The organism is Cupriavidus agavae, from assembly GCF_004217045.1.
In the GTDB taxonomy this organism is placed as follows: domain Bacteria; phylum Pseudomonadota; class Gammaproteobacteria; order Burkholderiales; family Burkholderiaceae; genus Cupriavidus; species Cupriavidus agavae.
On the sequence record NZ_SGXM01000002.1, the window covers coordinates 131,261 to 145,695 of the forward strand.

General features: G+C 64.6%; 15 protein-coding genes. 8 read left to right on the forward strand and 7 right to left on the reverse strand.

What is annotated here, in order from left to right; all coding sequences use genetic code 11:
• The first annotated feature begins 15 nt into the window (after positions 1–15).
• Positions 16–987, forward strand: coding sequence for a LysR family transcriptional regulator (locus EV147_RS11650; RefSeq protein WP_130391354.1), 972 nt, complete (start codon positions 16–18; stop codon positions 985–987).
• Here the strand turns inward: EV147_RS11650 and EV147_RS11655 are convergent.
• The 4 genes from EV147_RS11655 to EV147_RS11665 form a co-directional block, all read right to left on the reverse strand.
• A complete protein-coding gene (locus tag EV147_RS11655; protein ID WP_130391355.1) occupies positions 976–3,027 on the reverse strand; it encodes a DUF4387 family protein in 2,052 nt (683 codons plus the stop codon). The genes EV147_RS11650 and EV147_RS11655 overlap by 12 nt on opposite strands.
• 187 nt (positions 3,028–3,214) lie before the next feature.
• Positions 3,215–3,880, reverse strand: coding sequence for a response regulator transcription factor (locus tag EV147_RS11660; RefSeq protein WP_130391356.1), 666 nt, complete (start codon positions 3,878–3,880; stop codon positions 3,215–3,217).
• Positions 3,877–4,185, reverse strand: a complete 309-nt coding sequence (locus EV147_RS26240) for a sensor histidine kinase (protein WP_328591118.1) — start codon at positions 4,183–4,185, stop codon at positions 3,877–3,879. Before EV147_RS26240 ends, EV147_RS11660 begins: the two co-directional genes overlap by 4 nt.
• 3 nt (positions 4,186–4,188) lie before the next feature.
• The gene (locus EV147_RS11665) at positions 4,189–5,214 is read right to left on the reverse strand and encodes a sensor histidine kinase (RefSeq protein WP_235844698.1); all 1,026 of its coding nucleotides are present in this window, start codon (positions 5,212–5,214) and stop codon (positions 4,189–4,191) included.
• Positions 5,215–5,428: 214 nt separating this feature from the next.
• Here EV147_RS11665 and EV147_RS11670 point away from each other — a divergent pair, with 214 nt between their 5' ends.
• The 6 genes from EV147_RS11670 (at position 5,429) to EV147_RS11695 (ending at position 9,810) form a co-directional block, all read left to right on the forward strand.
• Positions 5,429–5,719, forward strand: a complete 291-nt coding sequence (locus tag EV147_RS11670; RefSeq protein ID WP_130391357.1) for a hypothetical protein — start codon at positions 5,429–5,431, stop codon at positions 5,717–5,719.
• Positions 5,720–5,759: 40 nt separating this feature from the next.
• Entirely contained in the window at positions 5,760–6,035 is a 276-nt protein-coding gene (locus EV147_RS11675) for a hypothetical protein (RefSeq protein WP_130391358.1), read from the forward strand.
• 24 nt (positions 6,036–6,059) lie between these two features.
• Positions 6,060–6,344, forward strand: coding sequence for a GCG_CRPN prefix-to-repeats domain-containing protein (locus tag EV147_RS11680; protein WP_198680224.1), 285 nt, complete (start codon positions 6,060–6,062; stop codon positions 6,342–6,344).
• Positions 6,345–6,374: 30 nt separating this feature from the next.
• Positions 6,375–7,526: an FUSC family protein gene (locus EV147_RS11685; RefSeq protein WP_130391359.1), complete on the forward strand. Its 1,152-nt coding sequence runs from the start codon at positions 6,375–6,377 to the stop codon at positions 7,524–7,526.
• 90 nt (positions 7,527–7,616) lie between these two features.
• Positions 7,617–8,165 (forward strand): hypothetical protein, encoded by a 549-nt coding sequence (locus tag EV147_RS11690; protein ID WP_130391360.1) that lies wholly within the window; start codon positions 7,617–7,619, stop codon positions 8,163–8,165.
• A gap of 214 nt (positions 8,166–8,379) precedes the next feature.
• The gene (locus EV147_RS11695) at positions 8,380–9,810 is read left to right on the forward strand and encodes a DUF1254 domain-containing protein (RefSeq protein ID WP_130391361.1); all 1,431 of its coding nucleotides are present in this window, start codon (positions 8,380–8,382) and stop codon (positions 9,808–9,810) included.
• 159 nt (positions 9,811–9,969) lie between these two features.
• Here EV147_RS11695 and EV147_RS11700 read toward each other — a convergent pair whose 3' ends face one another.
• The 3 genes from EV147_RS11700 to EV147_RS11710 all read right to left on the reverse strand — a co-directional run bounded on the left by EV147_RS11700 (position 9,970) and on the right by EV147_RS11710 (position 13,434).
• Positions 9,970–11,568 (reverse strand): AMP-binding protein, encoded by a 1,599-nt coding sequence (locus EV147_RS11700; RefSeq protein WP_130391362.1) that lies wholly within the window; start codon positions 11,566–11,568, stop codon positions 9,970–9,972.
• A complete protein-coding gene (locus EV147_RS11705; RefSeq protein ID WP_157994680.1) occupies positions 11,565–12,536 on the reverse strand; it encodes a Bug family tripartite tricarboxylate transporter substrate binding protein in 972 nt (323 codons plus the stop codon). The genes EV147_RS11700 and EV147_RS11705 overlap by 4 nt, the downstream gene beginning before the upstream one ends.
• A gap of 100 nt (positions 12,537–12,636) precedes the next feature.
• On the reverse strand, positions 12,637–13,434 hold the full coding sequence (locus EV147_RS11710) for a citryl-CoA lyase (RefSeq protein WP_130391364.1): 798 nt from the start codon (positions 13,432–13,434) through the stop codon (positions 12,637–12,639).
• A gap of 109 nt (positions 13,435–13,543) precedes the next feature.
• Here EV147_RS11710 and EV147_RS11715 point away from each other — a divergent pair, with 109 nt between their 5' ends.
• A complete protein-coding gene (locus EV147_RS11715) occupies positions 13,544–14,434 on the forward strand; it encodes a LysR family transcriptional regulator (protein WP_130391365.1) in 891 nt (296 codons plus the stop codon).
• The last annotated feature ends 1 nt before the right edge of the window (position 14,435 follow it).

The following is a 14,435-nucleotide window of genomic DNA, read 5'->3' on the forward strand; positions in this document are numbered from 1 at the left end:
CGAGTGGCCAAGGCCATGCATCAGAGACATCTGCGCTACTTCGTCGGGATCGTCGATGCGGGGAGCTTTTCGCGCGCGGCCACACTCATCCACGTAGCGCAACCAGCGTTGAGCCAGCAGATTGCAGACCTTGAGCAGGAGCTTGGAGTGACCCTGCTTCATCGCAGCGCCCGCGGCGTGCGCCCTACCCCTGCCGGCGAACTGCTGTACAAGGAGGCCAGCGCGATCCTGCAACAGATGGATCGGCTGCCCGACCTGCTTCGCTCGCTGGGCGCGGCGCCGCAGGGCGTGGTGCGGCTGGGCATGTCGTCGACGCTGGCATCGGTGCTGGCCGGTAGTCTGATCGAAACTTGCCGCGCGCAGTTGCCGAAGGTCACTTTGCAGTTCACTGCGGCCAACAGCCTTCAGTTACGGGAGCGCTTGCATGCCGGATCGCTCGACATTGCGCTGGCCTTCGAGGACGACGACGGCGCCAATGTGAATACGGGCCTCCACCACCTGCCGCTTTTCCGCCGCAGGTTGTCGCTGATCCGAAGACGTGGGGCAACGGGAAGCGATGGTGGAGCCGGCGACGATGCGGATCAGGCGGCGGTTTCCATCGAGACGCTGGCCGCTCTGCCGCTGGTGCTGGCGATCCGGCCCAATGTCACGCGAACCTTGCTTGATCGCGCCTTCACGGCGCGGGGACTGACGCCGCAGATCGTCGCCGAGACGGAATTGTTCAGCGGCATGATGTCTGCCGTGCTCGCGGGAGTGGGTGTCGCCGCAATTCCCGCGAGCGATCTGTCGATCACACCCGGCCACGAGGCACTGGTCGCCATACCGATCGAGCCGCCGTTGTTCCTCACGGCCGCGATCCTGGCCCCCGGCGCCACGCCGCTGACGCCCGCGGCCACGGCGGTGCGCAAGGTTCTGGCCGCGTTCATGCGCGACTACCTGAGCGGCCTTTCATGCCAGGATACGGTGCTGGTGGAATCAACCTCCTGAAATGATCATGGCTTCGAGCGCAGCCTGCTGCTGGGCGCCAAAGACATCGTGTTCATCGAGCGAGGCCGAGATATTGGGGCGGTCGACCGTGATCTTGATGGCCTGGCAACTATCCACGAAGTACGTGCCGACAATTGCACTGGCCGGCAGGCCGAGGACTGCGGCCACGTTAGACGCGTAGAACGCGTTCGACCGCAAGGCCGTCTCGTACTGCGCCGTCGACCGGAACACCACATCGAGCGTCAGCCGGTTGATGCCGGCATCCTTGCTACGGATAACGAGCGCCATGTCCAGCAACCGTTGCGCGGCTGCGCCCTCGCCTGCTGGCGGCACATCGGCGATCAGCGACAAGGTGCGGTCGTCGAGATTGCCACAATAGCCACGCTCGCCGATCTCGCGATACACCGGACGTGCTTCACCTGCGCGCACCCATGTCTTCCCGTCGACGCGGTAATACGTGATCGGAAACATTGTGTCGCGGATCACATGTTCGTCGAGCAGCAGATGATAGAGCGTCCATTCGTAGGCGTCGGCGGCATCGAGGTCGCGCAGCGAATCCGCACCGGCCGTGGCGCCGTTCAAGGCGCGAGCCACGTCAGCCGCATGCCGCTGCGCCAAACGTACCGGATCACGATCGACGGTGCGCACCAGCGCTACCGGACGCTCGGCATCGGCCTCGACGAATTCGAACGTGGCATGTTCGAGCGCATTCGGAAACTCCTCCCGTACCAGCGCAATCACGGCCGCCTTGATGCGCGCATAGTTTTCAAGGAACACCGGGTCCCGTGTGCCGCTCGGTACCACCGCGCCGTAGCTGCCGTCGTCGCGCTGGAAGCCGATCAGGTTCGGCGAGAGCGGGTATGCGATATTGCCAGCCGTGGCCTTGCGTCCTGCATAGCCGTAGTGAATCAGGTAATGGGTCAGCAGGCTCGCGAGCGTTTCGGCCCCTTCGCGCGTGTCCGCACGCGTTTCGATCAAAATGCCGAGTTCGTGCGTGCTCTTCGGCACGGGCTGGTTCTGCACGCCGTTGCGGCCGTAGACCGGAACATCGGCGGGAACGCGGGCGAGATCTTCCGGCGCCAGACGCAGCAGCGATACCCGCCGCGCACCCACGCGGCGTGCGCCTTCGAGCTTGATGCTCAGAGGCCAGGGCTTGCCGGCATGGACAAAGTGGCTATGGCGAATGCCAGCGGTCCGTTCGTCGCGAGCGAAAAATTCGGTCTGCGCCATCGCGAGGACGCCTTCGGGGTAGTACTGCAACTGCGGATGGCTCTCCTCATAGAGCGAATGCGCAGCGATCGAATAGGGTGTGCAGCGACGGGCGGGATCGAGCGGCACGAACACGGCAGTGCCATCATCGTAGATCTCAGCGACGAGACAATCCGACGGCGAACCGGGATCGCAGGCGAGCGCCCCGCATTCGAGCACATGACCGACGTGGTATGCGAGGCCCGCATCGATGCCGTGTCGGATCATGTCGCTGGCAAAGAGCGCCACGTCGCAGGAGCGGCCCGCGAACACATACTTGGCGCCGCCCTCCAGCGCGGTGATCAGCGGCGCGATACCCATCTGGCCGACGATCGTGCTCTCGCGCAATGCGGTCGCGTCGAGTTCGGGGCCCTTGCCGGTAGCCTGCAACTGGCCGTCATGCAGTGCCTGCAGTACCACGGCCGGATCGAGTTCGGCGTCGATCACGGCGACCTGCCGATCGCGGACACCCAATTCCTCGAACACCTCGCGCGCAACCTCAAGCATCCACTCGACGTTTCGACGGCCACCCGCCATGCCGCAACTGCCAAGAATCACGGGACCATCGATGCGTTCGCCAGCCGCCACCATCTTGCGGAAATCGGCCTTGACCGCCTCGCGTTCGAAGTATTCCTGCCCGGTGCCCAGATAGTACGGACCCGCGTCCATCGATCCCGCATCCGAAATCACGGCGTCGATGCGACCTTCCAGCGCGCGCGCAAGGGACGCCTCCGGGAAGCCATATCCGAGTGCGCCGCAGGCCGATACCACTCTGTAAATCAACTTTGCCATCACTTTCTCCGTTTGCTTGCCCGATTGGGCTGGAGTCAGTGTGGGCGGCGCAGCGACAAAGAAAAAATAGTGTCTCGATATGCGGGTATAGGCCGTGGATATACCGCGCAATCTGCACATACGATGCGCACATCCATGGCCCCGCTACCAAGTTCAAATGTCGTCTGAGAGTCTGGCAGCCGACCCCTCAGGCAATCGTCGCCGGCAGCGTCCACCCAAGGCCGCGCACATTCCGCACAATCGCGCTGCCAAATTTCTTGCGGATGCCGTAGATCACCGCATCCACCGCGTTGCTTTCGACCTCCTCACCCCAGCCATACAGCCGCTCTTCCAGCTGCGTGCGCGACAGGATGGCGCCAGGCCGCTCCAGCAACGCCAGCATCAGGGCGTACTCGCGGGCGCTGAGCACCTCGCCATGCTCGCCGTAGGTAAGCTTCCGCAGGTTCAGGTCAAGCGTGACCGATCCGTGGGTCAGCGTGGCCGATGCCGAGCCCGCCTTGCGCCGGACCACGGCACGGATGCGCGCCAACAACTCACGCGCCTCGAACGGCTTGATGACGTAGTCGTCGGCGCCCAGGTCGAGCCCGGAAATATGGGTATCGACGTCGTCCCGCGCGGTGATGATCAGCAGCGGCGTCTCGTCCTGGCGCTGACGCAGCCACCTGAGGATGTCGAGCCCCTCGGCGTCGGGCAGGCCCAGATCCAGCAGCATCGCCGTGTACGAGCCATCGGCAATGGCCGACCGGGCCAGCTCGCCGGTGCGCACCCAGTCGACGCTGCACTGCGCGTCCTTGAGCGCGCGGGCCAGGCTCTGGCCGATCTGCGCGTCGTCCTCGATCAGCAGGATCCTCATGGCTGTCTCCGCCTTGGCAAGTGTATGCGCGCCACGAGGCCACTGTGGCCATCGTCGCGGCCGGCGAGGCGGATTTCGCCGCCCAGGTTCTGCACCACGGTCTGCACGATCGCCAGCCCCAAGCCGCTGCCTTCCTCGTCGGTGGCGGCGCCGCGATAGAAGCGGTCGAACACGCGGGTGCGTTCGTCCTCCGGAATGCCCGGGCCGTCGTCGGCGACTTCGATTTCTACATGGTTGCCGCCGCGCCGCACGCTGACGTCGATGCGGCAGCCCTGTCCGCCATAGCGGATGGCATTCTCGATCAGGTTCTAGACCAGCATGCGCAGGTCGGTTTCCTGCGCCTGTACCGTGGCGTCGTCGAGTTGCTCCACGCCGAGGTCGACGCCGCGATCGAGGGCCAGCGGCAGCAGATCGGCCACGACATCGGTCACCAGTTGCGGCAGCGCCACCGCCACTGGCGGCGATTCGGCGCCGATCTCGGCGCGCGCCAGGCCCAGCAGCTGCGTCACCAGCGTCGCCGTGCGCCGTATGCCGCGCTGCAGGGCGTCCAGCCGCTCGTCCTGCGCATCGGCGGGCGCGTTGCGAAGGTTATCCACCTGCAACTGCAACGCCGTGATGGGCGAGCGCAGTTCATGCGCCGCGTTGGCGATGAAGGTGCGTTCGGTCTGGATCAGCGTGACTAGCCGCGCCATCATGTGGTTGATCGAGGCGAGGAACAGATGCAGTTCCTCGGGCGCGGTGCGAATGTCCACCGGCTCCAGGTGATTCAGGTCAGCTTGCGCCACGCGCGCGCCCATCGCACCGAGCGGCCGCAGCGACAGCCGCACGCTGGCCCGGATCAGCCAGATCAACACCGGCAGCAATAGCAGCACCGGCACGGCGGTCCACATCGCTACGCGCCAGGCATTGTCGTTTCGCACCGCGCGTTGCTCGGCGATCTGGACGTAGGCATCGCCGGCCTGCAGGGCAAAGACGTCCCACAGATTGCCATTGGCGCCCTGCACCGAAGAGAAGCCCTCACGGGCGCGCGGCAGCAGCACCGTGGCATCGCTGGTGTGGCCGGGCAACGCGCCATCCCCGGGACGCCAGGTCTGGATCACGACATGCGGCATGGGATGCGAGGCATCTGCACGCAGCGGCATCTGGGCAGGCGCGGGATGGATCGACGCGGCGGCCGCCTGGAGATCCTGGTTGAACTGGCGGCCCATCTGTTGCACCACGAGCCCCGCGCCGAGCGCCCCGAGCAATCCGACCAGCAGCGCCAGCGCGCCCAGCGACAGGCTCAGACGGCCGTGCAACGACCGCACGGCAGCGCGATTGATAAGCAAGCTCATGGATTCTCCCGTCCGCCCGGGCGATTTGGTGTGCGTGCCATCGTTTTGCCGGGACGTGGGGTGCAGTGTGCGTGGCTGCCTGCGTTCTGCCAATCCCCCGCTCGCAGAAGTGGCGCGTGGCCGATCTCATTTTCGGCTCATTCTCGGGTACCACACTCCAGGCATCCGAGCCCGCAATCACGCTGACCCGAATCCCCGAAAAGAGGAGCTGATCATGACCTTCACCAAGCAAGCCGTCGTCGCCGTGGCATTGAGCTGTGGCCTGGTGGGAATGGCCCAGGCGCACACGTTTGTCGGTTTCGGCGTCGGATTCTCTGCCCCGGTCGTGGCGGTGCCCGCCGCACCCGTGGTCGCCTATCCGCCGCCCGTCTACTACCCGCCGGTGCCCGCCTACGCCGCACCAGCCTACGTGCCGGCCACGCCGGTTGGCTACATCGCCGGCCCGGGCTGGTACGGGCGGCCGTATCACCCGTGGCATGTCGGCTTTGGCTACTGGCACCACTGAGCCGCCCAAGTCTCTACAAGCAAACATTCAGGAGAACATCATGAAGAACCGTATTGGATTCATCGCCGCCAGCGCCCTGGCCCTTTCGCTGGTATCCGGCTGTGCCGTGGCCGATGTTGGCTACTACGCCGAACGGCATCCCAACATCGAGGCTGCCAGCGTCCACGCCGAGCAGGCCATCGAGCGGATGCAGGCCGCGCAACGGGCCAACCACTACGCACTGGGCGGCCACGCTGGCCGGGCCATCGCCCTGCTCCACCAGGCGCAGGCTGAAATGGAAGCCGCCGCTGCTACCGCCAGCAGCCACGCCTACTGAAACTCCACCACCGGGAGAGCCATCATGAGAACCCTTGCAACCGTACTGGCCGTCACAGGCGTCTTGCTGGTATCGACGTCGGCATCCTATGCTGCCGAAGGCTGCGGCCCCAATGGCTGGCGCGGCCCCTGGGGGCACTGCCACTTCGCCGGCCCGGCCGTCGTCTACCGTCCCGTCGAACCCGTGATGACGCTGCCGGTTGTCACGGTCCGCCCCAACGGCTGCCCCGTTGGCTACTGGCGCGGCCCGTGGGGACACTGCCGCGATACGCCGTACCATGGCCGCCTGCCCGGTGGCGGCTGGAAGTAGGCGGGCGCCGCTGTCCGCCGAGGATGCACGATGCGCACGGACCCAAACGTTACGAGCTTCACCCACGTGGCCGTTACCGGCACCTGCCGGTGGCTGGCGCGTTTCGCGGCCTGGCTCGAACGGATGGACCCGGGCGTTCATCGGCGCATCAAGGGTCTGCGGCTGGTGACGGCATACGGTATCGCCGCCGCCCTCGGGGCCTTGCCGGCCGTGACGCACGGCATTACCGGCGGCCGGCGGATTGCCCTGCTGGCCGCGGGCTTCGCGCTTTGGGCCAGCGTATCGGAGGCCCGGCATTCTCGGCTGGAGTCGACACGCGACCTTGCCGCGCTTTGCCTGGCGGCGGCACTAGGTGCTGCATCGTTCGCCCTGCTTTCTCCGGTGCTGGCTGCCGTGGGCAGTACCGGCCCCGAATGGATCCTCGTAAGCGGCGCCTTTCTGGCGGGCTACTGCCGGCGCTTCGGCGTTCTGGGCACCGGGGTGGGCTCACAGGTCTTTATCGGACAACTGCTCGGCTATGGGGCCGCGCTCGGGCCGCCCGAGCTGGGCGCCGTGGGCGCGTCCTTTCTGGTTGCCGCCGTGGCATGCATCGTGCCGCGCCTGCTGAGCGGACCGGCCGAATGCCCGCCACCAACCGCGCAACGGGTGGCCGTCATCGTCAGTGGCGGCGCCTCGTTGTCGCCCGAGTTCGTGATGGGGCTGCAGGCGGCGACTGGCTCGCTACTGGTGGTGTTCCTGAACAGCGCGTTCGGGCTGACCGAATCGGCCTGGGCTGTAACTGCCTGCGTGTATGTGGTGGCGGGCACCGCCGACGGCACGCTCGACCGCGTTCGGCGACGCATCGCCGGCACGCTCGTGGGCGTGCCGCTGGGGCTGCTGTTCCTGCCGCTGGCCGCCCATGATCCGCTGCTGATCTGGATCGCGGCTTCCATCGCCATGGTGGCCTACGCGATGGCGCTGCCCGAACGCTACGACATCGCCTGCGGTGCCTTTGCGTTCGCACTGGTGATCACGCTCGCCGCTGCGGGTGTGCATTCCATCCCACTGCTCGCGGCGCGTGCATGGGAAACGTTACTCGGCGGCGCGGTGGGCTGCGCGGCCGCGATCTGGCTGTTCCCGCTGCGCCCCGCCGCGTCCCTCCCCTCCACCTCTTCCACCTCTTCCACCTCTTCCACGGACTAAGCGCACGGTGCCGCGCGGGCGCTCATTTTCGGCTCATTCTGCGCCGCTACGCTTCCATGCATCGACACCCCGGATTCCTGGAGACACAACATGAACCTGCTACTCGGCTTCCTCCCCTTTCTCGCCTTTGCTGTCGTGGCGCACGTTGCCGGCACCGCGCACGGGCTTGCCGCCGGCGCGCTGGCAGCCTTCGCGCTGCTGGTGCGCGATGCCATGACCGGACGCCACATCAAGCTGCTGGAGATCGGCGCAGCCATCCTGTTCGGCGGGCTCGCACTCTACGCGCTGCGCTCCGGGCCCGACTGGTCGTTGGCCCATGTACGCCTGCTGGTGGATGGCGGCCTGCTGGCCATCGTGCTGGCCTCGATGTTGGTTCGCATGCCTTTCACGATGCAATACGCAGCTGAGCGCGGGGCACCGGAGGCGGTCCGGCACCCGGCATTCCTGCGCAAGAACTATGTGATCACGGCCTGCTGGGCTGCCGCGTTCGGTGTCATGACGCTGGCCGACATCGTCATGGAGAATCATGCGAAAGCAGGCGTGGCTCTGACAGTGGCGGCGCTGTGGGGCGCCGTGAAGTTTACGGAGAGGTATGCGCGGGCTCGCCCGGTGGGGACGGTTGTCGGGGTGGAACGCTGACTGTACAACCCTTCAGCCCTCGTCCCTGGCCTTCTGGGTCCGCTTCTTCCGCCCCCGCGGAACGACTTCCCTCGCGAAGTGAATGATTCTGCAACCGATCTGAAACTTTGCGAGAAATGCGGAGGCGGCAGCATTCCGGACGGCTGAGTCGGCATACTCGGTCAGATGGAGCAGGGGCCGATATCGACCCCTGCCTGGCTAAAGGAGCATCCCAATGAAATGCCTCTCGAAGCGTCTCAGCGTGAGTCTGGCGGCGGCCGCTGTTATTGTGGTGATTCCGGCGAGTCAGGCCGCGGACTGGCCTGACCCGTTGCTGGAAGCAGCCGGTACGCCGGAAAACGTTGCGAAGGGAAATGAGTACGACGCGTACCAGCTCGGCCTGTCGGCATACGTCTGGGGCTATCCGCTGGTCAGAATGGAGCGTGTGTCCCGCGACTACATCGATGTGCCCCATCCGAAGCCCTCCACCAGCTATCGGGCCCCATTGAACCAGGTCGGCTGGGCGCGCGATCTGGCTACGCCTTCGGCGCTGGACATGCCAACCGCGAACAACGACACCACGTACCTGAGCGCGGTAGTGGACCTGTCCCGGGAGCCCTACATCCTCTCGGTTCCGGACACAGGCGGCCGCTACTACGTAGTGGATACGTTCAACATGTGGCAGGAGCTGGAGCACTACATCGGCCGCCGCGTGACAGGCACCAAGGCCGGTCGCTTTGCCCTTGTCGGCCCGGGCTGGAACGGAAAGCTGCCGGCCGGTGTCAAGCGGCTGGATATCAAGACCAGCAAGGTATGGCTGTGGGGCCGCATGCGGGTATCCCCTGGCGAGGACATGAAAAAGCTCCACGCCCTGCAGGATGCGTTCGACCTCCGACCGCTGTCGGCGGTGGGCAAGAAGGACTGGAAGGCACCTGCCGCCTCGCTCGCGCCGCTGCCGGATATCGGAACCGATCCTCTTGGGTTCTACAAGCACCTGGGCGCGGCGCTGAAGGACAACCCGATTCGCGTCGAAGACAAGGCGCTCGCAGAGCAGTTCGCCCGGATTGGCCTCACGGAAAAGGGGTTCGACCCGAGCAAGCTCAATGAAAGCCAGCGCAAGGGCCTGACGCGCGCTATCAACGATGCACCGATGATCCCTGTCTCGGCCATCGCCCAGGCATCGGAAGTGCGTCAGGGCTGGAACTACGTGCGAGGACTGGACAGCTTCGGATACGACTATCCATTGCGCGCGGTAGTTGCCGGCCCGTACCTGGGCGGACAGGGTGAAAAGGAAGCGGTCTACCCCATTCGCTATACGGACGAGTCGGGCCAGCCACTCGACGGGGCGAATGACTATGTGGTGCGCTTCACCGGCGACCCGCCGAACGATGCGTTCTGGTCGCTCACGATCTACGACGCGAAGACGAAAATGCTGATCGAGAATCCCATCAATCGCTACAAGTTTGGCAGCGATACTCCTGGCATTCGCAAAAATGCCGATGGCAGCTTTTCCGTAACCGTGTCGCCGCGACGGCCGGCAGAAGGCGGCAACTGGCTGCCTTCGCCAAGCGGAGGTTTCTACGCGATCCTGCGCATCTACCAGCCGAAGGACGCGGTCATCTCGGGCGCCTGGAAGCTTCCGCAGTTCGAGCGAACCGGCAAGTAGCGCAAAACATGACCGTGGAAGGAATCCGGCGTGGCGACGGGGCTGTCTTCCGACGACAGGGACATGATGAGGCAGCACCCTGCTGTAGAGCACCTGCTTGAGGGCAAAGCTCGTGCGGATGCGGCTTGGCGCGCGACAAGCGGAATGCCTTGCGCTCCGCTAGACCACGGCGGTTTTACGTCCCTCCCAATAGCCGGCCCGCAATGCCTTCTTGTCGATCTTGCCGAGGGGGGTCATGGGCAGAGCGTCCGTGAACGCTACTGACTTCGGTGCCATGACAGCGCCTTTGCGGGCGCGGACAAACGACACCAGTTCCTGTTCGGTTGTGCTCGCATCAACTCGCAGCACAACAATGGCCTTGACGGCTTCGCCCCACTTCTCGTCCGGCACACCAATCACGGCAGCGCTTGCCACCGCCGGATGGCTGGCCAGGACATTCTCGATCTCCTGGGGGTACACGTTGAAGCCACCGGAGATGATCATGTCCTTCTTGCGATCGACAATATGAAAATATCCATCGCCGTCCTGATAGGCCATGTCGCCCGTGTGCAGCCACCCGTCACGCAGCAGTTCTTCGGTGGCTTCCGGCTTGTTCCAGTAGCCGCGGGTGACATGCGGGGCCCGTACGCACAATTCGCCAATGCCCCCGTCGCGCGCCAGTGTGTTGCCGTGATCGTCGACCAGGCGGACTGACACGCAGGGATACGGCTTCCCGGCCGATGTGAGTTTGTCTCCCCGGGGGTGCAGATGGTCTTCCGCTGTCAGCGACAGGATGGTGCCTGGGACCTCCGTCTGTCCGTAGTTCTGGTGGAGGATCGGCCCGAACAGCGCCAGCGCCTGTGCCAAGCGACGTTCCGAGATTGGCGCGGCCGTGTAGATGATGCGCCGGAGCGCGCCCAGATCCACGCCGCCGATGCGAGGGTGGTCCATCAGTGTGTACAGCATGGTGGGTACAACGAACAGTGTCGTGGCCTGCCCGTTCTCGATGGCCTCGATAATCCGCCCGGCATCGAAGCCATCGTGAATCACCACGGTTCCGCCCTTGACGAGCACTGGTATCAGCAGCGCGCCGGCCCCGTGAGACAGCGGTGAAGACACCAGCAGTCTGGTGCCCGTATCAAGGTTCTGCTCCGCGATATGCAGCAGCGATGCAAACGCCAGTGCGCGGCTTTCCGTGATGACGCCCTTCGGCACACCGGTGGTGCCCCCTGTATAGATGAGCCGGATATTGGCTGCAGGGTCGTCCCTGGCCTGCAGCGGCTTCGGGGCGTAGGCCGCTACCGCAAGCCAGAAGTCGGAGATGGCCGGATGGGTGTCGTGCGACGCGAGCCGAAGGGGCTGTCGCGCGGCCGCCAGTAGCTGCTGGCCACGCTCCACGCGCGCACCATCGACGACAAGCAGCACGGCGCCACTGTCTTCCAGCATGTATCGATGATCGTCCAGGCTCCCGGAATAGTTCGGTATGACCGAGACATATCCGCCGATGAACGCGGCCGCCATGACCACGAACATCTCGTAGCGGTTACCGGTAAGCTGCATCACGACGTCGCCCGGCCGCAGGCCAATCGCCTCGAAATGCTGTAGCGTACGGCTGATCTGCTCTGCAACATGGGCGTAGCTGATTGGCTTACCCTGACAGACGAACGCGGTCCGCCCGGCGTGGCGCTCCAGCGCATTCACGATCATGTCGCCTGTGCCTCCTGCCGAGTACAGTGCCGACTGCGTGGAAAATTCCGTCATAGTGGTGGCCTTCTTCATTGTTCGCCGAGGTTCTTTTCCTTGATGATCGCCCCGAGCCGTTCGGACTCCTGACGCACGCGCGTGACGAAGGCTTCAGACGTGCCGACCTCGATGTCGTAGCCTTCGGCCAGCAGTTGCTCCTTCATTGCCGGCGAGTTGAATGAACTACGCAGGGCATTGCGCAATCGGTCGGCCTTGTCTTTCGGCAATCCAGCCGGGGCGATCAGGCCAACCCAGGACGACGCTTCGAAGCCGGGATAGCTCTCTGCCACCGTCGGCACGTTCGGCAGCAACGGCGAACGCTTGACCCCGCCAGTAGCAATCGCATGAAGACGGCCATCCTTGATATAGGGAAGGAAGTAGCCCAACGTGCCGGACGCCATGTCGTAGCGTCCGGACAGCAGGTCTGGGAGGAAGGATCCGCCTCCACCCTGATAAGGCACCGGAAGAAGATCCACGCCCGCCAGGTTACCAAGCAGCAGCGGATAGAGATGGTTCGAAGTGCCCTGTCCGGTTGAACCAAACGACACCGTTCCAGGCTTGGCCTTGGCGTTCTGCAGCAGTGCCGGCAACGAGCCGTACTTCTTGCTGGTGACCAGCACGTGAGGCGCGGACACCACCAACGTCACGTAGGTGAAGGACTTGAAGGTGTCATACGGCAACGACTTGAACATGTACTGATTCACGGCCTGGGAGTCGAATACCACGCCCAGCGTGTATCCGTCGGGCTTGGCTCGCGCCACCTCCGCGGTGCCCAGCGTGCCGCCAGCGCCCGGCTTGTTGACCACGACGAACGTTTCTCCCAGTTCCTGCGTGAGTCCATTGGCCACCAGCCTGGCGATACGATCGGTGGTGCCGCCTGCTGAATAGGGCACGATGATCTGTGCAGTCTTGCCAGAGTCGGCGGCGAGCGCCGGGCCGCTGAGTCCCGCCACAACTGCCGAAATGCACGCTGCCAACGCAGCGTTGAGAAGGTGGTTCGCCATGAGGCTTGTCTCCGTGATGATGTAGGTAAGGCGTCTATGCGCCCATCTTTGCGTCGAATTGGTTTGCTGCATGACGACAACGGCTTGGCATTGCGCGCGGCTATCGGGCAGACGCTGGCGGCCCGTCATAACCGATGGCCTGATCGGCGTGCTCCGCCATGAGGAATCCGATGGGGCGCGAGGCCTCTTCAAACAGATGGGCGAGCAGACCAGCCGTGCGGGCGAGGATCGGAATGCCCTTCAACGCGCCAAGCGGAAACCCGGCGGCAAGAAGCACGGCAGGAATGGAACCCGAGGCGTTGATGGGCAACTTGCGCCCATAGACTGCCGGAATGGCCTCTTCCACCGCGAATAGCGCATCGAGATAGGGGCCGCGCACCTCAAGTTCCGCCGCGAGTTCGAGCAGCCGCGCGGTGCGCGGGTCACCAGCGCCGTGCAGCGGATGGCCGTAACCGGGCACGGTCTGCCTTGCGGCCTTGTGCTGCGCAAGCTTCTCGGCAACCACTGCCGCCAATGGCTCGCCCGTGGCCTGCTGGGTCGAAACGATGTCATGCAGGAACCGGCCGCAAAGCTCGGACGTTCCCATCACGACTGTCCCTGCCCCCAGGATGCCCGCCGCCACGGCCCCTTGCAGCGCCGCAGGATCAGCGTCGTAGGTCATGCGTGCGGCTTGCACAGTCGGCGTCAGCCCGTGCTCGGCGATGGCAACGAGCGCCGCGTTCAACAGACGACTCTGGGCGGGCGTGGCGTCCGCGCCGGTCAGCAGAAAGTGATAGAAGTCGACGAAGTCGTACTTGCCCATCAACTCGCTGCAAAGGTCTTTCCCCCGGATGGTGATGCTGTGGGCGTCGGCCGTGGAAATGGCGGTATGCGGTGAAGCCTGTCTTCCGATTCTCATTGTCTTCCCCCTTTCTTGTCGTCGAAACGATTCTACGGAGCGGAAAGGAATTGACAAAGTAGATAATTTGAATCTTAATCATCGACACCATCTATAGCGGGGCGTGGATATGGAACTGAGGCACCTGCGGTATTTCGTGGCGCTCGCGGAGCGCCTGAACTTCACGGCGGCTGCCGAACAGGTGCATGTCACGCAGCCCACCCTGTCGCATCAGATCAAGCAACTCGAGAACGAACTCGATCTCGCGCTGTTCGAACGCAACGAACGCCGGGTAAGCCTCACCGCCGCAGGCATGCTCTTCCTGCCCAGGGTCATCGAGGCGCTCAGGGTGCTGGACGGGGGCACGGCGCTGTTGAAGGCGTCCACAGGCTCGCTCACGGGGCACCTGCGCATCGCAACATCCCAGACCTTCAACATCGTGATCGTGCCTCGCACGGTGCTACTGTTCAGGCAACAGCACGAAGGCGTGCGGGTGACCATCGAAGAGCTTACGCTTGCAGACATGACCCAATCCCTGCGCGACGGGGACATGGATCTGGCCATCGCCTATCAGCCGACGGAAGATCGCGACATGGAGTTCGAGCCCTTGTGCGACGAGGAACTCGTGCTGGTGACCCGCACCGATCATGTCCTTGCGCGGCGCAAGCGCGTGCGCATGATCGAACTGCACGGCCGCGACATGGTCATGCTGCCGCAGCGTTTCAAGACGCGCCAGATCATCGAGGAGGCGTTCGCCTCGGCCGGCACCGTGCCGAATGTCATCATCGAATCCGGCACCATTCCATCGTTGCTGACCCTCGTGCGCGAGACGCACGCTCCCACCATCCTTTCACGGCATGCGCTGCCGCCGGACTCCACCCTCAAGGCCGTTCCCCTGGAAAGTCCGCGCCCGACGCGCACTACGGGCCTGATCTACAGCAGCGGGCGGCCTCGCACGCCGATCGAAACCGCTTTTGGGGCGCTGCTGCGAAAGGTGGCGGCCAGCCATGTCGGCTTGTGAT